The following is an 18,092-nucleotide window of genomic DNA, read 5'->3' as shown; positions in this document are numbered from 1 at the left end:
GACCTTCCCCACAGGTCAAGGTTGATGCTTGGGGCAACTTCCCTTGGAGGATTGCCCCATGAACCGATCCACCACCTTCGACCTGCCCATCAGCGGCATGAGTTGCGCCAGCTGTGCCGGCCGGGTCGAACGCGCGCTGGGCCAGGTGCCGGGTGTACAAAGCGTCAGCGTCAACCTGGCCAGCGAGCGCGCCCATGTCCAAGTGCTCGGCCCAATGGACCCTGGCGTATTGATCGCCGCCATCGACAAGGCCGGCTACACCGCCACCCTGCCCCAATCCGACATGGATACTCAGGCCGACCAGGCCCGGCGCTTGCACCGCGAGCGTTGGGCGTTGCTGCTGGCGATTGCGCTGGCGTTGCCCCTGGTGCTGCCGATGCTGGTGCAACCCTTCGGCCTGCACTGGATGCTCCCGGCCTGGGCGCAGTTCGCCCTGGCCACGCCGGTGCAGTTCATCCTCGGTGCGCGCTTTTACAGCGCCGCGTGGAAGGCCGTGCGGGCCGGCAGCGGCAACATGGACCTGCTGGTGGCCATTGGCACCAGCGCCGCGTATGGCCTGAGCGTCCATCAATGGCTGACCGCCACCGCGCCGCACTTGTATTTCGAAGCATCTGCGGTGGTGATCGCCCTGGTGCTGCTCGGCAAACACCTGGAAAGCCGCGCCAAGCGTCAAACCGCCAGCGCCATCCGCGCCCTGGAGGCCCTGCGCCCGGAGCGGGCGGTGCGCGTGCGGGACGGACGTGAAGAAAGCGTCGCCATCCACCAGCTCAAGCGCCACGACCTGGTCATGGTCAAGCCCGGCGAGCGCTTCCCGGTGGACGGTGAAGTGGTGGACGGTCATAGCCACGCCGACGAAGCGCTGATCAGCGGTGAAAGCCTGCCGGTGCCCAAGCAATCGGGCGACAAGGTTACCGGCGGCGCCATCAATGGCGAAGGCCGCCTGCTGGTGCGCACCCTGGCCCTTGGCGCAGAAAGCGTGCTGGCGCGGATCATTCGCCTGGTGGAAGACGCCCAGGCGGCGAAGGCCCCCATCCAGAAACAGGTGGATAAAGTCAGCCAGGTGTTCGTCCCGGCGGTGCTGACGCTGGCGTTGGTCACCCTGGTGGGCTGGTGGCTGTACGGCGCGCCGCTGGAAACCGCGATCATCAATGCGGTCGCCGTGCTGGTGATCGCCTGCCCCTGCGCCCTGGGGTTGGCCACGCCCACCGCGATCATGGCCGGCACCGGCGTCGCCGCGCGTCACGGCATTCTGATCAAGGACGCCGAAGCGCTGGAGCGCGCCCATGCCGTAAGCACCGTGGTGTTCGACAAGACCGGCACCCTCACCAGCGGCGCGCCAACCATCGCGCACCTGGTGGCGGTGGAGGGCAACGAGTCGCAGTTGCTGCAGCAGGCTGGTGCGTTGCAACGTGGCAGCCAGCACCCGTTGGCCAAGGCGGTGCTGGACGCTTGCAACGAACAGGGTCTGCCCGTCGCTGACGCGAGTGCCAGCCAATCCCTCACCGGGCGCGGCATGACCGGCACCGTTGACGGTCGGCAACTGGCGCTGGGCAACACGCGCATGCTGCAAGAACACGGCTTGAGCGAAGGCGAACTGGCAACCCGCGCCAGCGCTTGGGAAGCCGAAGGCCGCACCCTGTCCTGGATGATCGAACAAAGTGCGCAACCGCGCGTGCTCGGGCTGTTCGCCTTTGGCGATACGCTCAAGCCCGGCGCGCTGGCGGCGGTGCAGGCGCTCAAGGCGCAACACATCGGCGGCCACTTGCTCACCGGCGACAATCGCGGCAGCGCGCAGGCCGTGGCTCAGGCGCTGGGCATTGAGGACGTGTACGCACAGGTGCTGCCCGGCGAGAAAGCCGCCATCATCGCGCAACTGAAAAAAACCGGCGTAGTGGCCATGATCGGCGACGGCATCAACGACGCCCCGGCCCTGGCCGCTGCCGATATCGGCATTGCCATGGGCGGCGGCACCGATGTGGCCATGCACGCCGCCGGTATCACCCTGATGCGCGGCGACCCACGCCTGGTGCCGGCGGCGCTGCAGATCTGCCGCAAAACCTGTGCAAAAATCCGCCAGAACCTGTTCTGGGCCTTTGTGTTTAACGTGATCGGCATTCCGCTGGCGGCATTCGGCCTGCTCAACCCGGTGATTGCCGGCGCGGCGATGGCCTTGTCCAGCGTCAGCGTGGTGAGCAATGCGCTACTGTTGAACACCTGGAAACCGCAACACCTGGAGGAAAAACACCCATGAACATCGGCCAAGCCGCTCGCCACAGTGGCCTGAGCGCAAAGATGATTCGCTACTACGAATCCATCGGCCTGCTCGAAGCCGCCCAGCGCACCGACAGTGGCTACCGCGTATACGGCGCGCAGGACCTGCACACCCTGGCGTTCATTAAACGCTCGCGGGACCTTGGGTTTTCATTGGAAGAGGTCGGCAAGTTGCTGACCCTGTGGCAGGACCGGCAACGCGCCAGCGCCGATGTAAAGGCACTGGCGCGTCAGCATATCGAGGCGTTGAACCAGAAGATTCTGGAGCTTGGGCAACTGCGCGACACCTTGCAGGACCTGATGGATCACTGCCAGGGCGACCACAGGCCGGACTGCCCGATCCTCAAGGAATTGGCGTCAGGCAGTTGCTGCAACTGATCGCACGCGCAATCAATGTGGGAGGGGCAAAGCTCCCTCTTATCAAATCAAACACAAAATAACTTTTTGATTTTTAAAGCCTGAAATTTCAGTCAGCCACATTCCTGTGGCGAGCGGGCTTGCCCCGCGTTGGGCTGCGCAGCAGCCCCAAAACCATGCTCCGCGCAGTGCAAGGTACACCGCGCTTTCCTTGATTGGGGGCGCTGCGCGCCCCAACGCGGGACAAGCCCGCTCGCCACAAAAAGCCCGCTCGCCACAGAGAGTCCAGTTTGCTGTGCGACAGCGCCAAGTCGAAGACTTGACGGAGCCTCCCACAGTTGATGGCTATACAGCCAAAGATCACTGCATCCAAGGCGGCGGCGGTGGCTCGTCGGATCCCTTGCTCGGTGGCGCATCATCCGCCGCCCGAATCGCCTGCTTGCGCGCTTCGTCCAGCCGCGCCGCTTCGATCTCGCGGATCACACCGCCCACGTCCGCCAGCTCTTCCGGCTCGTCGAACTCACCGGTCAATACACTGGCCGGGTGCAGGGTGCCGGCTTCGTACAACGCCCACATTTCCTTGGCGTATTTGGTCGCCTTCAACTCCGGGGCAAAGCGCCCGAAGTAGGACGCCATGTTGCCCACATCGCGCTCGAGCATGCTGAACGCGTGGTTGTTGCCCGCCGCATCCACCGCCTGGGGCAGGTCGATGATCACCGGGCCCGCAGGCGTGAGCAGTACGTTGAACTCGGACAGGTCACCGTGCACCAGGCCGGTACACAGCATCAGTACGATCTGGGAGATCAGGAAGGCGTGGTATTCGCGCGCCTGATCCGGGTCCAGGGTCACGTCGTTCAGACGCGGCGCCGCATCACCGTATTCATCAGCCACCAGTTCCATCAACAGCACGCCTTCGAGGAAGTCGTACGGCTTGGGCACGCGAACGCCCGCACCGGCCAGACGGAACAATGCCGCCACTTCCGCGTTCTGCCAGGCGTCTTCGGTTTCTTTCTTGCCGAACTTGGAGCCCTTGGCCATGGCCCGGGCCTGGCGGCTGTTGCGGACCTTGCGGCCCTCCTGGTATTCGGACGCCTGACGAAAACTTCGTTTATTCGCCTCCTTGTAAACCTTGGCGCAACGCAATTCGTTGCCGCAGCGCACCACATAAACAGCTGCTTCTTTACCACTCATCAGAGGGCGCAGCACTTCGTCGACCAGACCGTCTTCGATCAGGGGTTCAATGCGTTTAGGAGTCTTCATCAGCTTTTATTGTGGGTCCTTTATTACCAAATACGCGTATGGCACTCGTTATACGGCAATCGGCGCGCCGGTGGGAGAGGCGACCGACCTTTGACCACCCAAGAATGCATCCTGTGTGCCAATTTAACCGCCCATCAACGTTCAATGATGGCGGTAACGCCCTGCCCGCCCGCAGCACAGATCGAAATCAGCCCGCGCCCCTTGCCCGCTGCGTCGAGCAACTTGGCCAGGTTGGCGACGATCCGCCCACCGGTGGCCGCAAACGGGTGCCCGGCGGCCAGGGAGCTGCCCTTGACGTTCAGCCGGCGGCGGTCGATAGCCCCCAGCGGCGCGTCCAGCCCCAGGTGCGTCCTGCAATAGTCGGCGTCTTCCCAGGCCTTGAGCGTGCACAGCACCTGGGCGGCGAACGCTTCGTGGATTTCGTAGTAATCAAAGTCCTGCAGCGTCAGACCATTCCTCGCCAACAGACGCGGCACCGCGTACACCGGCGCCATCAACAGGCCCTCGGCGCCGTTGACGAAATCCACCGCCGCCGCTTCGCCGTCGCGCAGGTACGCCAGAATCGGCAAGCCGCGCTCACGGGCCCAGGCTTCGCTGCCCAGCAACACCAGGGATGCACCATCGGTGAGCGGCGTGGAGTTGCCGGCGGTGAGCGTGCCCTTTTCACTGCGCTCGAAGGCAGGCTTGAGTGCGGCGAGTTTTTCCAGGGTCAGGTCGGGGCGCAGGTTGTTGTCACGGGTGAGCCCCATAAACGGTGTGAGCAAATCGTTGTGCCAGCCTTCGGCATAGGCCGCGGCCATTTTCCGGTGACTCTCAAGGGCCAACTGGTCCTGCTCGGCGCGAGGGATCTGCCAGGTCTGCGCCATCAATTCACAGTGCTGGCCCATCGACATCTTGGTGCGCGGTTCACCATTGCGCGGCAGCTCGGGCTTGAGGTGCTGCGGGCGAAGTTGTAACAGGACTTTTAATTTATCCGCCATGGACCTGGCGCGATTGGCCTGCAGCAGGATCTTGCGCAGCTCTTCATTCACGCCAATCGGCGCGTCCGAGGTAGTGTCGACGCCGCCGGCAATACCGCACTCGATCTGGCCCAGAGCGATCTTGTTGGCCACCAGCAACGCCGCCTCCAACCCCGTGCCGCAGGCCTGCTGGATGTCATAGGCCGGCGTCTGCGGCGACAGCCGCGAGCCCAGGACGCACTCGCGGGTGAGGTTGAAGTCGCGCGAATGCTTGAGCACAGCGCCGGCAACCACTTCGCCAATGCGCTGGCCGTGCAGGTCGTAGCGTTCGATCAGGCCTTCCAATGCAGCGGTCAGCATCGCCTGGTTGCTCGCCGTGGCGTAAGGGCCATTGGAGCGGGCGAACGGAATACGGTTACCGCCAATGATCGCCACACGGCGCAATTGAGTCATAAGAAGCTCCCTCTGTCGGTTGCGGGCTGGATCACTGAGCCTAGTCGAACGACTGCTACCCTGGAATGGTCAACCTTTTGAACCCCAGCCTTCGGAGAGCGTTCCATGTCTGACCGTTATATCGACTTCGCCAACTCAAGCCTCGGCCATCGCCTGGTCGCCGCCATTGGCCTGCCGTCACCGGTGCGCCTGGAACGCTGGCAAGCCGGGCGCCTGCGTCCGGTGGAGGGAGCGCTGTTGCTGAGCGGCGGCGCGCTGGCCGACAAGGTGCAGGCCTTTGCCCACAAATTTACCGACGCCACTTACCGCTATGGCACCGAGGCCTCGACCTGGATTCCCGGCCACGGTCCCAAACTCAAGGCGGTGGTGTTCGACGCCAGCGGCTTGCAGCACACCAATCAGCTCAAGCAACTGCGCGAGTTCTTCCAGCCGCTTCTCAAGAACCTCGACCACAGCGCCCACCTGGTGATCCTCGGTCGCGCGCCGGAAAGCCTCGGCGATCCGTTTGCCGCCAGCGCCCAGCGCGCCCTCGAAGGGTTCAGCCGTTCCCTGGCCAAGGAGCTGCGCAGCGGCGGTGTGCTGCAGTTGCTGTATGTCGGTGAGGGGGCTGAAGACCAGTTGGAAGGTGCGCTGAGGTTCTTCCTCTCGCCCAAAAGCGCCTACATTTCGGGCCAGGTGCTGCGCCTGCAAGCCTGCGCAACGCCAGTGGAGGACTGGACGCGGCCACTGGCCGGGCGCAAGGCACTGGTCACCGGCGCCGCGCGCGGGATTGGCGCCTCCATCGCCGAAACCCTGGCCCGCGATGGCGCCGAGGTGATCCTGCTGGACGTGCCCCAGGCCAAGGCCGACCTCGACGCCCTGGCCGCGCGCCTCAGCGCGCGCACCATCACCCTGGATATCTGCGCCGAAGACGCCGCCGCCCAGTTGATCGAACACCTGCCCGACGGCGTCGACATCCTGGTGCACAACGCCGGCATCACCCGCGACAAGACCCTGGCCAACATGACCCCGGAATACTGGGACGCCGTGCTGGCGGTCAATCTCAATGCGCCGCAGGTGCTGACCAAGGCCCTGCTCGACAGCGGCACCCTGCACGACAACGCGCGCGTGGTGCTGCTGGCCTCCATCAGCGGCATCGCCGGCAACCGCGGGCAGACCAACTACGCCGCGAGCAAGGCCGGCCTGATCGGCCTGGCCCAGGCCTGGGCGCCGCTGTTGCAGCAACGAGGCATCAGCATCAATGCCGTGGCGCCGGGGTTTATCGAAACCCAGATGACCGCGCATATTCCGTTCGGCCTGCGTGAGGCCGGGCGACGCATGAGTTCACTGGGCCAGGGCGGCCTGCCCCAGGATGTCGCCGAAGCCGTGGCATGGCTTGGCCAGCCGGGATCCGGCGCGGTCACCGGCCAGGCCCTGCGGGTCTGTGGGCAAAGTCTTCTGGGAGCGTAAGCATGGATTGGCAAACACTGGACAGTCCGCCGTTTCTTCCGCCGCTGTACTGGCGCGCGGCGCTCAAGCGCAAGATCAGCGGCAGCACGCTGCCCGACAAGGGCCTGCGCTGCCGAGTCAGCCTTGACCCCCGGCACGTGGCGGCGTATCGCAAGGTCTGCGGTTTTGCCGACGGGCCGATATTGCCGGCGACTTACCCGCATATCCTCGCGTTCGGCCTGCAAATGCAACTGCTCACCGACCAGCAGTTCCCGTTCCCCTTGCTGGGGCTGATCCACCTGAGTAATCGCATTCGTCTGCATCGGCCCTTGGGCAGTGTCAGCGAGCTGACCCTGGCAGTGCATGCCGAAAACCTCCAGCCCCACGCCAAGGGTGCCACTTTCGATCTGGTGACCACCGCCCACGATGCCCTCGGCCTGCTGTGGCAAGCCGAGAGCCGCATGCTGTGCCGAGGCGTCAAGCTCGACGGTGAAGCGCCGGATGACACGCGGCCTGCACCCGTGGACGTCGGCGAACTGACTCGCTGGAAAGCTCCGGCCGACATCGGCCGACGCTATGCGCGGGTGTCCGGTGACTACAACCCGATCCACCTGAGCGCGCTCACCGCCAAACTGTTCGGCTTCCCCCAGGCCATCGCCCATGGCTTGTGGAACAAGGCGCGCATGCTTGCCGCGCTGGGTGAGCACTTGCCTGCGGCGAATGTGGAGATCGACGTCGAGTTCAAAAAGCCGGTGCGTCTGCCCGGCGAGGTGACGCTATCTGCCAGCCCCACCGGGACAAGCGGCGAATTGCAGTTGAAAGGCGCAGGGGATATCGAGCACATGGTCGGCACCTGGCGACCCATTGCTTGAATGTGGGAGGGGGCTTGCCCCTCCCACATGAACCCCACTCACATGCTGGAGCTGGGGTGTCTTTAACGGGGCGGGTAGCTCGAGAGGATTCGCGCCACCGTGGTGCGTATGGCTTTATCGCGGTCCTGCGGATTGGGCGAGCTGGCCATCAGTTGCTCGTCGCTGCCGCGCCACACCAGCTTGCCGTCCTTGCCGTCAAGCAGGTCGATCTGCAGGGTCGCCACCTTATAGGTGAGGTTGCGCGTTTCGTTGTACATCGGCGCGCCCCAGTAGCCGTTCCACGGGTTGCCCCACGGGCCGCCGTAATGGGTGGTGACTTGTTGTTGGCGATCTTCGACGATCAGATAGGCCTGCACACGCAGGTCGGCCCGCGCGCCTGGCGCGGCAGCGCGCAGGCCGCGCTGGTCCAGTTGCTCGCCCACGGCCTGACGGATGCGCTGTTCGGTGAGGTCGCTCTTGATGCGCGGATCATCCGGGCTGTATTGCAGGGCCGGGTCTTTCCAGGCCCAGCTGCGGTAGGCGCCGAAGTCTCGGCTGGCGTCAAAATCGTGGTTGACCTGGCCGCTCTGGCAACCGCCCAGCAGCAGGACAACGGCAAGCGCAGCGATACGTCCAAACATGGTGATTCTCCCAGACCCTAGCGTTAATGCGGAGGATACGCCGTCAGCGCCTTTTGCACCGCCTGGCGCAATGCATCGGCGCGCTCGCCCAGGCTGCCCGAGCTACCGGTTTCCGCGCTGGCACTCCACACCGGCTGGCCGCTGCGCGCGTCGAACAGGTCGACCCGCACCACAACCACTTGCACTTCATAGGTGCGCACCAACGGCGCCGAGTTGTACATTCCGTAGCCATTGCCATAGCGGTTGTAGCCGCCGTAGCCGCCACCGCCGTAGCCATAGTCATCGCGCACCTGTCGCAGGCGCTTTTCCGTGTGCACGTCGGCGCTGACCAGCAAGTCCGGCGCACGGTTGTCGTGCAACGGGCGCAAGCCACGCTGGTCCAGCGCACCGCTGACCGCCTCGGCAATCTGCGCCGAATCCGCCCAGGCACTGCCCGCCGGGAGCTGGCCGTTGCGCCAGGCCCAATTGCGGTAGGCGCCGTAGTCGCGCACGGGCGCCGGATACGCGCTGGCATCGAACACGTTGGCCGCCTGCGCAGGTGCCGGCGGCATCGGCGCCGAACTGGCCACGTAAGGGTTGGGGCTGGAACAGGCGCCCAATCCCAGGGATAACAGGATCAAACCGAGACGACGCATTCGGACCTCCGCACACTGGCGTGCTTAAACCGGACGGCACATCCAGTGCAAATAGCGCCCAAGTCCGGCAAAGGCTGGGTGACGACGATGAGCGAGCTCCATCTCGACCAGGTCCTGCAACTGCGCGCGGGCCTGGAATTCCACCGGCATGTAATCGTGAAACACTCTGACACCGCTTTGGCTTTCGACCTGCCACGCGCCGGCGAGTTGCGCCGCCAGTTCCCGTGGATCCAGGGGTTGCTGGGGCGTGAGGCTCTGCTTCTCACCGGCCATGTCATTGTTGCGCATCTTGCGAAAGTGGCCCTTGAGCAGGTTGCGGTAGATCAGCGCATCGCGATTGTAGAACGCCAGCGACAGCCAGCCACCCGGCACGGTCAACTGGTGCAGCACCGGCAGAATCGCGTGAGGTTCGGCCAGCCACTCCAGCACGGCGTGGCAAAGCACCAGGTCGTAGGGCTCGGTGAGCTGGTCGGGCAGATCCTGCCAGGGCGCATGAATGAAAGTTGCGCTCTGCCCGGCCTCGGCAAAACGCTGGCGCGCGCCGTCGAGCATCGGCGCGGCGGGCTCGGCCAGCGTCACCGTGTGGCCGCGTTCGGCCAGCCACAGCGACATGTGGCCCAGCCCCGCGCCGATGTCCAGCACCCGCAATGGGCGCTGCGGCAAGGCCTCGGCGAGGTCGGCCTGGAGCACCGCCAGGCGGATGGCGCCCTTGGCGCCGCCGTAGATCTTCTCGGCGAAGCGCGTGGCCAACTGGTCGAAGTGGCGGTCACTCATGGGCAAACCGCCGTTCGCTGTCGGCCAGCTTGGCGCGCACCGCCGCGTCCATGTCCAGGCCCAGTTCGCTGCACAGCAGCAGCAGGTACAACACGATATCGCCGACTTCCTGCCCGGCGTGGGCGAGCTTTTCCGGCGGTAGCTGGCGCGACTGGTCTTCGCTGAGCCATTGGAAGATTTCCACCAGCTCGGCCATTTCCACACTGGCAGCCATGGCCAGGTTTTTCGGGCTGTGGAATTGCTTCCAGTCGTTGGTATCGCGGATGCGGTGCAGGCGTTCGGTGAGGTGTTCGAGGTTCATGCTGGGCTCCTGAAGGGGTATAGCTTCAGGGGGATGGGCTTTGAAGGCAAGTGAATAGCCTGCGCTGGCCTTCAGGACACTATCGGGAGCAAGCCCCCTCCCACATTTGAAGGTATTCACACCTGAAAATGTGGGAGGGGGCTTGCTCCCGATGAGGCCTTAATCAACAACGCTGAACTCAAGCCTGGCCGTCTGCCCGGCCTCATCCAGCACACTCAGTTGATAACGCCCGAGCCGATCAAAGCCGGCATTGATGCTGTCCTGATTGGCACTGTCCCCCAGCGGCGCACCGTTGAGGAACCACCAGCGCCGACCACTGCCCCCCAGCGCCGATAGCTTCAGGCGCAGCGTCTGCTGGCTGGCGGCCGGCAGGCGCAACTGGTCACCTTCGCGCACGCCGACAATCGACAACGGCGACGCCGCCGCCAGTGCCGGCGGCGGGCAACCCGGGTCCGCCGCCGGAATCCGCGCTTCACGGCGCTCCACCTTCGGCAGCCACGGTTCCAGCGGCGCGGGCCACAGGGCAATATCTCGCGCAACCGCGCCGGGGCAATGGGCGTCGACGCGCAAGCCCTTGGCGTTGACCCACACGGTTTCCTTGAGGCCCACGCTCAGCGGCTGGTCCAGCGCCTGCAGGGTCGGCGGCGTGGTGTTGTCCAGCGTCCAGGCAAAGCGCTGGCGCCGACAATTGGGGTCGCTGCGGCTCATGGGCTGGCCCAGCGGCCAGCAGATCGCTGCCACCCCGACATTGGCCGGCACCGGTTTGACCGGCGCACTGATGCCGCGCTGGCTGTCGCGGTTGGCCAGCACATCGTGCACCTGCAACATCAACGGCGCCGCCGACGCCAGGCCGAACTGCCCCGGCACCGGCGTGCCGTCCGGCCGGCCGATCCACACGCCGATCAGATAGCGCGGCCCCACGCCAATCGCCCAGGCATCGCGAAAGCCATAGCTGGTGCCGGTCTTCCAGGCCAGCGCCGGGCGTTGCACCAGTTCGGCACGCGGGTCACGGTCGGGCCGCGCCTGACCGCTGAGGATGCGCCGCACAATCCAGGCGGACCCTGGCGACAGCAACGGACGCTCGCGCAAGACGTCGTCCGGCTGCAAACGAATAGTTGCGCTTTTGCCGTCGCGGGCAAACGCACTGTAGCCACTCACTAAATCCTCAAGGCGACTGCCAGCCCCGCCGAGGATCAGCGCCAGGTTCGGCTCGGCCAGCGCGGGCAATGCCAGCGGCACGCCGCCGATGCGCATCTGCGCGGCAAACCGCTTGGGCCCGTAGGCTTCCAGCAACTGCACCGCCGGCAGATTCAATGAACTGGACAGCGCGGTACTGGCCGGCACCGCGCCGGTAAAGCCCATGGAAAAATTGCCCGGGCGATAATCGCCATAGCGCCGGGGCACGTCCTGCAACAGCGACTCAGAATGAATCAGCCCCTCGTCCAGGGCCATGCCGTACAAAAACGGTTTCAAGGTCGAGCCGGGCGAGCGCAGGGCGCTGATCATGTCCACATGGCCGAAGCGCCTGGCGTCGTTGATGTCCACCGAGCCCAGGTAAGCGCGCACGGCCATGGTTTCTTCCTCCACCACCAGAATCGCGGCCGAGGTGTGCTCGGGCAGGCGCGCGCGCCAGCCCAGCAACAGGTCTTCGAGACGGCGCTGCAGGGTGGCGTCCAGCGTGGTGCGGATCAGCGGCGGGCTGTCCGGGCGGTTAAGGCGACGCGCGAGCAACGGCGCCAGGCTCGGTTCCAGGCGCGGCGCCAGCAGCAGCGGTTCTTCCAGGGCCTCATCGACCGCTGCCTGCGGCCACACCTGGAACTCGGCGAGGCGGCGCAGCACTTTGTCCCTGGCCTGCTGGGCGCGCTGCGGGTGGCGGTCCGGGCGCAGGCGGCTGGGCGCCTGGGGCAATACCGCGAGCAAAGCGGCTTCGGCACGGGTGAGCTGCGCCGGAGACTTGCCCAGGTACGCCCAACTGGCCGCCGCCACGCCCTGCAAGGTACCGCCGAACGGCGCGCGGTTAAGATAGAGGTTGAGAATCTGCTTCTTGGACAGGTGCCATTCCAGCTGCGCGGTGCGCCACAGCTGGCGCAACTTGCCGTGCCAGGTGCGCGAATGCGGGTCGAGCAGGCGCGCCACCTGCATCGACAGGGTGCTGCCGCCCGACACCACACGTGCGCCGGTAAGGTTCTGCCAGGTGGCACGCACCAGCGCCAGCGGGTTTACGCCGGGGTGTTCGTAGAACCAGCGGTCTTCGTAAGTGAGCAGAGCATCGAGGTAATAAGGCGAGACTTCACCGGTTTGCACGGGGTAACGCCATACACCGTTGGCATCGGCAAAGCGCCACAAGGGCGTGCCATCCTCGGCCAGCACCACACGGGCGAGGTCGTCCTGGGGCAGCGGCAAGGGCCAGAGGCGGTCGACCAGCCACAACAGCGCTATCACCAACAACACAATTGCAAAGGCCCAGCGCAGCACCTGTGGGAGGGGGCTTGCTCCCGATGGCGACCTTCCAGCCAACTTATTCACAGCTGACACACCGCTATCGGGAGCAAGCCCCCTCCCACCTTGAGCTGCATGATTAATCGAAAACTCAAACCGCCAAACCTCTATGCTTGCAGGGAACTAGCCCGCGTTATCGGCAACCAAAGGCACACACGCCCACCTTCTCATCAGGACACACACATGCAGGTAGAAAGCTTCTTCGAATGGTTGGGCCAGGCACTGGGTTCGGTGATCCGGTTTATCGTCGACGGCCTCAGCGGCCTGTTCGGGGCCTTGACCCATGCGGGCGGCAACTTTGTCGAAGGCCTGTCGCGCACCCTGGGCATGGACACCTCGATCATCAGCATCATCACCCTGATCATCGGCCTGATGCTGCTGTACTCGGCGGTGCGTGCGTTCATGCGCGCCTCGATCATCATGGGCATCATCTGGCTGATGCTGGGGTTGTGGTTGCTCAGTTGGGTGGTGCACTGATCCCCTGTGGGAGAGCGCTGGCGCCCTCCCACATTTGCCCCCTTATACATCGGGCCGTCAGCGGCCCTTGATCACCATGTCTGCCGGGGTCTCGCCCACCGCCTGCCAATTCGGCCGGTACATCGACTCCACCTGCGGCGGCGGCACACGGTAGGTGCCCGGGGTGACCGCACGCGCCAGGTACAGCAGGTGCGTGGCGCCGGAGCCATCCAGATTCAGCGCCGCCACATAGCGGTCATCGCGGAACTCCTGATGCTTGAGCGATGCATTCTGCATCGACTCGCGCCATTCCTTCACCTGGCTGCTGGCGTTTTCCAGGCTGGCGGCGCTTTGCGCCAGGTTCTGGTTTTCCAGCTCCAGGCCGGCCGGCAGCAGGTCCACCACCAGCGCATCCGGCACGCGCTGTTTGGCGCCGACCGTCAAGTGCACCAGCACCAGGTCGCCGCTGTTGAGGTTACGCAGGTTCAACGGCTGGCCGTTCATGCCCAGGTATTCGCGGCGGATGCTCAGGTTGTCGCCGCCCGGCGCCGGTGGCACCTGTGGATAACCCGAAATCGTCAGTTGCTGATACACCGGCGTTTCGCCGCCATTGCTCAGGCTGAGGTCGTCCGACAGCGACTTGTCATCCAGTTGCACAGTCGAGTGCTGGTTGTTCAGTGCCTGCGCACCGCCGCTGCCGGTCAATGCGACCTGCCAGTTCGCCTCGGGTTGGGCAAACCCGAGCCGCCCGGCCAGGAACAGTGAGTTGCGCTCCTGGGTCGACAGGTACGGGCTAGCCGCCAACTGGTCCGACAAGCTGAACAGGCGCTCTTCACGCGTGCCCTTGGCCAGGTCATTTTCCTCCAGCAACGCCAGGATCATCGCCTGATCGCGCAGCGGGCTGCCGTAGTCGGCCAGCCATTCCTTGGTACTGCGCTGGGCGGCGAGCCCTGCCTGCAATGCCTGATCGGCACGCGGCTGGTCGCCCATCTTCTGCAAAGCGATGGACAATTGCACCAGCGGCAACCCGGAACGGGCGTCGCTGCGTCGCTCGAAAATGCTGCGCAATGCGCCCAACGGCGCCTGCTGACTGCGCGCCAGCACCATGCCGGCGTAAGCCTGCACGGCAAAGCGGGTGTGTTCGGCGTTGTCGCTGTAATCCACCTCGATCAGGTTGCGCTCCTGCACATAGCGCAGCAGGCGCTCACTGGCTTTTTTCAAGGCTTCAGGCGGCACGGCAAAACCCTGGTCGCGGGCGCGCAGCAGGAAGTCGGTGACGTAGGCGGTCAGCCAGTATTCCTCCTCGCCATCGGCGCCCCACAGGCCAAAGCTGCCGTTATAGCGCTGCATGCCCAGCAGACGCTCGATGCCCAGCTCGATCTTGCGCTTACGCTCGGCGTCCGGTTCGCCCTTGATGCTCAGGCGCTTGAGCAACGCCTCATCGGCATACAGCGACGGGTACAGGCCGCTGGCGGTTTGCTCCAGGCAGCCGTAGGGATACGCCTTGAGCGCCGCGATTTGCGCGCCCAGGTTCAACGGCGGTCGGCTCGACAGGCTCAACAGCGCCTCACGCCCGGAGGCATCGAACTGATCCAGCGCGCCCGCCGGCAGGTTCCACGGCTGGTCCTTGAGCACCGCGCGGTAATGTTTGAGCAACGCCGGGTAGGCCGGGCGCACGCCCAGGGTCCACTCGCGGCTGAACGGCGGCAGGTTTTCCCCTGGCAGGTCCAGGCCATTGACGCTCACCTTGACCTTGCCCTGCCCCAGGCCGCCCCAGGCTTTCACCGGAATGCGCAACGTGGTGCGCTGGCCCTGTTTCAACTCGACGGTTTGCGCACCGCCATTGACCAGCTCCAGTTGCCCTTCGGCGCTCAACTGCACCTCCAGTTTCTGCGCCTTGCCTGACAGGTTGGACAGGTCCAGCGCCAGGGTGGTCTGGTCGCCACCGGCCAGAAAGCGCGGCGCCGACAGTTCAGCGATCAGCGGTGCGGCGATTACCGTCTTGCCCTCGGCCATGCCGTAGCGGTCATCGCTCCAGGCCTGGGCCATCAGGCGCAGTTCGCCGTTGAAGTCGGGAATGTTGACGCTGACTTCGCCCTCACCCTGCTCGTTCAAGGTAACCGGCGCGCTTTGCAGGGCGACGATGGTCACGCTGGTGTCCGGGCGCTTGCCGCCCTTGGCCAGCGCGGCGTCGCCACCGAACGCCAGGCTGGCCAGACGGCCCTGCCCGGCTTCGATCAACTGGCCGTAGATGTCGAACTGATCGACACCGTAGGCCTTGCGGCCGAACAGGCTGGAGTACGGGTCGGGCGTCGGGTATTCGGTGATATTGAGGATGCCCACGTCCACCGCCGCCAGCAGCACATGCACCTGCTTGGGCACGCTGCCGTCGGCATTTTTGGCGGCGATCTTCACCGTCAGCGGTTGTTTGGGGCGCATTTTTTCCGGCGCGGTGAGGGTCAGGCCGAGTTTGCGCTGGGTGCGATCCAGCGGCAGGTGCAGCAGGCCCACGGCGCGCTTGGGGGTGATATTGGCCTTGCGCTCGCCGGGACGAATCACCAGGGCGCTGACGTACAGGTCATGCCGCGCCCATTTCGGGTCGAGTGTCACGGCGAAGCTTTTGCCTTCGGCCGGCACGTCGATTTCCTGCCACCACAACGGCCCTTCGGCGGATTCCACCAGCAGGTAGCCCTTGCCGGCCGCCGGCGGCATCACCGTGACGTTGGCGGTGTCGCCGTCACCATAGGCGGGTTTATCCAGCGCCAGCTTGACCTGATCCGGCCGCACGGCGCCGCCTTCGGTGTTGTCCTGGGCCTGGTAGCCGGCCCAGAACCGCAGGCTGCTGACCAGCCCGGTCTGCGGGTCTTCAACCTCGACGCGGTAAGGGCCCCACTCCACCTGGAAGCTGACCCTGGCGGTATCGCCGGCCTTGATGTTGAGGGTCTGCTCGTCGAGGTTGAGGAATTTTTCGTTGAAGTGATAGCTCCAGCCGTCGCTGTCGGAGTAGTTCCAGTAGTAGTCACGACGCTCGCGCACCAGGCGCACCTTGAGGTTCTGCGCGGCGAGTTTCTGCCCCGCCTGGTTGGCCAGCAGCACTTCGAATTCCGCCGGGCCGTCACCATTGGTTTCCTTGCCGTCAAACAGCCCGCGCAGGCCCGGCAGTTGCTCGGCCGGCCAGATCGGCTGCACCAGGCGCCGGGTGATCGGGCGCCCGCCGGACTCCTGCAGGCTGGCCTGCACGATCAGTTGCAGCGGTGATTTGGCCTCGGCCCATTTGCTTTCCAGGGTCAACGCCTGCTGGCCCTTGGCGTCGAGCACGCTTTCGTCCAGCTCGAAATCCTGGCTCAGCTCTTCTTCGGTGACCGAGCCGAACTGGTAACCCGGCAGCGACTTGACCGCTTCGCGCAGCGGGCGCACATACACCTGGCCGCTGACCCGATTGCCCGACGCCGGGGCGCCGTACAGGTAGCGCCCATTCACCTGGATCACCGGGTTGTCCGCCGGGCTCAGTGCGGTGTCGCTGCCCTTGAGTTCCAGCGCCAACCGCTCGGGCAGGAAATCCTCGACGAGAAATTCATACAACTGCGGCTTGCCGTCGCCCAGGTCGAACACCAGTTGCCAGCGCCCGGTCGGCGCTTCGCCGGCCAGTTGCAAGGGGTATTGATAGAGGCCGGAGGCATCGGCCTCCCACACGAATTTGCGGCTCACCTGTTCGTCCGGGCGGCGCACCTCGACGCTCACCGGCTGCGGCTTGACGGGGTTGCCATCCTTGTCGCGCAGCAGGGCATTGAGCAGCACGGTTTCGCCGGGGCGATACAGATCGCGCGGGCCGAACACAAAAAACTGCAACGGGTGCGACGGTTGCCCGCCGATATCGAATTCGGCCAGGTCCAGCGCCGCACTGTCCAGACGCAACAGGCTGGTTTGCTCGCCCTGTTTGGCCAGCAGCACCTGGGCCTTTTTCGGCAGCGGCAACTCGGCGTGGCCGCCCTGTTCGGTCTTGCCCTGACCCAATACGCGGCCCTCGGCGTCCAGCACTTCAAGCTCGACGCCCTCCAGCGCCTTGCCGCCTTCCAGTGCCTGAGTGAACACATCCAGACGATTGGCGTAGCGGTGCACCGACAGGCCGATATCACTCAAGGTGAACAGCGTCGCCGGTTGCGAATAGTTGTAGGTGCCCGATGCGCGCATCACCGCCAGGTACACGCCCGGCTGCTGCAATTGCTTGAGGCCGGCGATCGGCAACAACAGGGTTTCACGGGTGTTGCGCGCCGGATTCAGGTCGAAGCGGCCGCCGTAGACCAGGTCGGCCAGGGGCAGCAGTTCCTGGGATTCATAGCTTTGCAGGCTGGTGTTGCGACCCCATTGCGCCAGGAACGTTGGCAGGGATTCGGGCTTGATGCGGAAGAACTCCACATCGATCTTGTCGACATTCAGCGCGATCACCGGCAAACCTTCGGCCAGACGCGTGGGCAACAGGGTGCCGCGGCTGGCAAAACCCACAGTGGCTTGCAGGTCGCGGGTTTCAAGGCGCGCAGTGTATTCGGCGGGCAGCAGGTTGTTGTTCACCGCCTTCACGCCGGGGTCGACCGTGAGTACCAGCTTGCGCTGCGGCTCCAGGTGACGCAGGCGCAGTTCCATCAGATTGTCGGACAGCTCCCAGGCGCCATCGACCTTGCCGGATTTGCTGTCGACCAGATGGAGCTTGTCAGCGAATTTCTGATCTGGGTCCAGGGGAATGGAAAAGCTCACCGACAGCGTGCTGGCGCCGTCCAGTTGCACCTCGGACACGTCCACCACGCTCAACTCGCGCCCGGCGTAGCGCTGCTTCAACGCTGCCACATCCGGCGCCGCCTTGGCCGATTTGGGCACCGCCGCCGCGCTGGGCGCAGACGGTGCGGCCGGTTTATCGGAAGAATCGCAGGCGCTCAGCAGGGCCAGCGCACAGGCCAGGAACAATCCTTTGTTAAGCATGGGGCACTCGTAGTGAGAGGGAACCGGGTGTGAACTATATATCAGCCGTAGCGAGACTGCCGCTGGAGATCAAAAGGTGGAGAGACCTTTTATCAAACACAAAATAACGGGTTGATTTTAAAACCTGAAACTTCAGGCAACCCCACTCCTGTGGCGAGCGGGCTTGCCACAGAGGCTCTGTTTGCTGCGCGACAATGCCTCCCACATTGGTTCCTTGGTGTGGTTAATACGAG

13 protein-coding genes are annotated in these 18,092 nt (G+C 64.9%); 5 read left to right on the top strand and 8 right to left on the bottom strand.

Annotated features, from left to right (window positions below; genetic code table 11):
- Window positions 1–58 precede the first annotated feature (58 nt).
- Together VRB54_RS02930 and cueR are read left to right on the top strand one after the other, a co-directional pair.
- The gene (locus VRB54_RS02930; protein WP_338479468.1) at window positions 59–2,251 is read left to right on the top strand and encodes a heavy metal translocating P-type ATPase; all 2,193 of its coding nucleotides are present in this window, start codon (window positions 59–61) and stop codon (window positions 2,249–2,251) included.
- Window positions 2,248–2,649: a Cu(I)-responsive transcriptional regulator gene (cueR, locus tag VRB54_RS02925; protein ID WP_338479467.1), complete on the top strand. Its 402-nt coding sequence runs from the start codon at window positions 2,248–2,250 to the stop codon at window positions 2,647–2,649. Before VRB54_RS02930 ends, cueR begins: the two co-directional genes overlap by 4 nt.
- A gap of 339 nt (window positions 2,650–2,988) precedes the next feature.
- On the opposite strand, the gene VRB54_RS02920 is transcribed toward cueR, so the two are convergent.
- Window positions 2,989–3,888: a PA4780 family RIO1-like protein kinase gene (locus VRB54_RS02920; protein ID WP_338479466.1), complete on the bottom strand. Its 900-nt coding sequence runs from the start codon at window positions 3,886–3,888 to the stop codon at window positions 2,989–2,991.
- Window positions 3,889–4,022: 134 nt separating this feature from the next.
- Window positions 4,023–5,300 (bottom strand): acetyl-CoA C-acetyltransferase, encoded by a 1,278-nt coding sequence (locus tag VRB54_RS02915; RefSeq protein ID WP_338479465.1) that lies wholly within the window; start codon window positions 5,298–5,300, stop codon window positions 4,023–4,025.
- Window positions 5,301–5,405: 105 nt separating this feature from the next.
- On the opposite strand from VRB54_RS02915, the gene VRB54_RS02910 reads away from it, so the two are divergent.
- Window positions 5,406–6,749 carry a 3-oxoacyl-ACP reductase gene (locus VRB54_RS02910; RefSeq protein ID WP_338479463.1) on the top strand — a complete coding sequence of 448 codons (1,344 nt, stop codon included), beginning with the start codon at window positions 5,406–5,408 and terminating at the stop codon, window positions 6,747–6,749.
- Between the two features lie 2 nt (window positions 6,750–6,751).
- Entirely contained in the window at window positions 6,752–7,600 is an 849-nt protein-coding gene (locus VRB54_RS02905; RefSeq protein WP_338479462.1) for a MaoC family dehydratase, read from the top strand.
- Window positions 7,601–7,662: 62 nt separating this feature from the next.
- Here the strand turns inward: VRB54_RS02905 and VRB54_RS02900 are convergent, their stop codons facing one another.
- From VRB54_RS02900 to pbpC, 5 genes are all read right to left on the bottom strand, one after another.
- Window positions 7,663–8,220: a DUF4136 domain-containing protein gene (locus tag VRB54_RS02900; RefSeq protein WP_338479461.1), complete on the bottom strand. Its 558-nt coding sequence runs from the start codon at window positions 8,218–8,220 to the stop codon at window positions 7,663–7,665.
- 23 nt (window positions 8,221–8,243) lie between these two features.
- A complete protein-coding gene (locus VRB54_RS02895; RefSeq protein ID WP_338479460.1) occupies window positions 8,244–8,855 on the bottom strand; it encodes a DUF4136 domain-containing protein in 612 nt (203 codons plus the stop codon).
- A gap of 24 nt (window positions 8,856–8,879) precedes the next feature.
- Window positions 8,880–9,629: a methyltransferase gene (locus tag VRB54_RS02890; RefSeq protein ID WP_338479459.1), complete on the bottom strand. Its 750-nt coding sequence runs from the start codon at window positions 9,627–9,629 to the stop codon at window positions 8,880–8,882.
- Window positions 9,622–9,930, bottom strand: a complete 309-nt coding sequence (locus VRB54_RS02885) for a MazG-like family protein (RefSeq protein WP_338479458.1) — start codon at window positions 9,928–9,930, stop codon at window positions 9,622–9,624. Before VRB54_RS02885 ends, VRB54_RS02890 begins: the two co-directional genes overlap by 8 nt.
- Window positions 9,931–10,089: 159 nt before the next feature.
- A complete protein-coding gene (gene pbpC / locus VRB54_RS02880; RefSeq protein WP_338479457.1) occupies window positions 10,090–12,405 on the bottom strand; it encodes a peptidoglycan glycosyltransferase PbpC in 2,316 nt (771 codons plus the stop codon).
- 207 nt (window positions 12,406–12,612) lie between these two features.
- Between pbpC and VRB54_RS02875 the strand changes: the two genes are divergently transcribed.
- Complete coding sequence (locus tag VRB54_RS02875; protein ID WP_003233162.1) at window positions 12,613–12,906, top strand: hypothetical protein; 294 nt, start codon at window positions 12,613–12,615, stop codon at window positions 12,904–12,906.
- Window positions 12,907–12,963: 57 nt separating this feature from the next.
- On the opposite strand, the gene VRB54_RS02870 is transcribed toward VRB54_RS02875, so the two are convergent.
- Window positions 12,964–17,859: an alpha-2-macroglobulin gene (locus VRB54_RS02870; protein ID WP_338479456.1), complete on the bottom strand. Its 4,896-nt coding sequence runs from the start codon at window positions 17,857–17,859 to the stop codon at window positions 12,964–12,966.
- Window positions 17,860–18,092: the final 233 nt, after the last annotated feature.

The sequence above is a fragment of the Pseudomonas trivialis genome, assembly GCF_036864995.1.
GTDB classification, from domain to species: Bacteria; Pseudomonadota; Gammaproteobacteria; order Pseudomonadales; family Pseudomonadaceae; genus Aquipseudomonas; species Aquipseudomonas trivialis.
The sequence above is the reverse complement of the archived record's forward strand: the minus strand, read 5'-3'. Positions and strand labels throughout refer to the sequence as shown.

Excerpts from the sequence above, each read along its gene's own strand:
- VRB54_RS02895 (WP_338479460.1), bottom strand. The coding sequence starts at position 8,855 with ATGCGTCGTCTCGGTTTGATCCTGTTATCCCTGGGATTGGGCGCCTGT.
- VRB54_RS02905 (WP_338479462.1), top strand. The coding sequence starts at position 6,752 with ATGGATTGGCAAACACTGGACAGTCCGCCGTTTCTTCCGCCGCTGTAC.
- VRB54_RS02870 (WP_338479456.1), bottom strand. The coding sequence starts at position 17,859 with ATGCTTAACAAAGGATTGTTCCTGGCCTGTGCGCTGGCCCTGCTGAGC.
- VRB54_RS02930 (WP_338479468.1), top strand. The coding sequence starts at position 59 with ATGAACCGATCCACCACCTTCGACCTGCCCATCAGCGGCATGAGTTGC.
- VRB54_RS02910 (WP_338479463.1), top strand. The coding sequence starts at position 5,406 with ATGTCTGACCGTTATATCGACTTCGCCAACTCAAGCCTCGGCCATCGC.
- VRB54_RS02890 (WP_338479459.1), bottom strand. The coding sequence starts at position 9,629 with ATGAGTGACCGCCACTTCGACCAGTTGGCCACGCGCTTCGCCGAGAAG.
- cueR (WP_338479467.1), top strand. The coding sequence starts at position 2,248 with ATGAACATCGGCCAAGCCGCTCGCCACAGTGGCCTGAGCGCAAAGATG.
- VRB54_RS02920 (WP_338479466.1), bottom strand. The coding sequence starts at position 3,888 with ATGAAGACTCCTAAACGCATTGAACCCCTGATCGAAGACGGTCTGGTC.
- VRB54_RS02915 (WP_338479465.1), bottom strand. The coding sequence starts at position 5,300 with ATGACTCAATTGCGCCGTGTGGCGATCATTGGCGGTAACCGTATTCCG.
- VRB54_RS02900 (WP_338479461.1), bottom strand. The coding sequence starts at position 8,220 with ATGTTTGGACGTATCGCTGCGCTTGCCGTTGTCCTGCTGCTGGGCGGT.
- VRB54_RS02885 (WP_338479458.1), bottom strand. The coding sequence starts at position 9,930 with ATGAACCTCGAACACCTCACCGAACGCCTGCACCGCATCCGCGATACC.
- VRB54_RS02875 (WP_003233162.1), top strand. The coding sequence starts at position 12,613 with ATGCAGGTAGAAAGCTTCTTCGAATGGTTGGGCCAGGCACTGGGTTCG.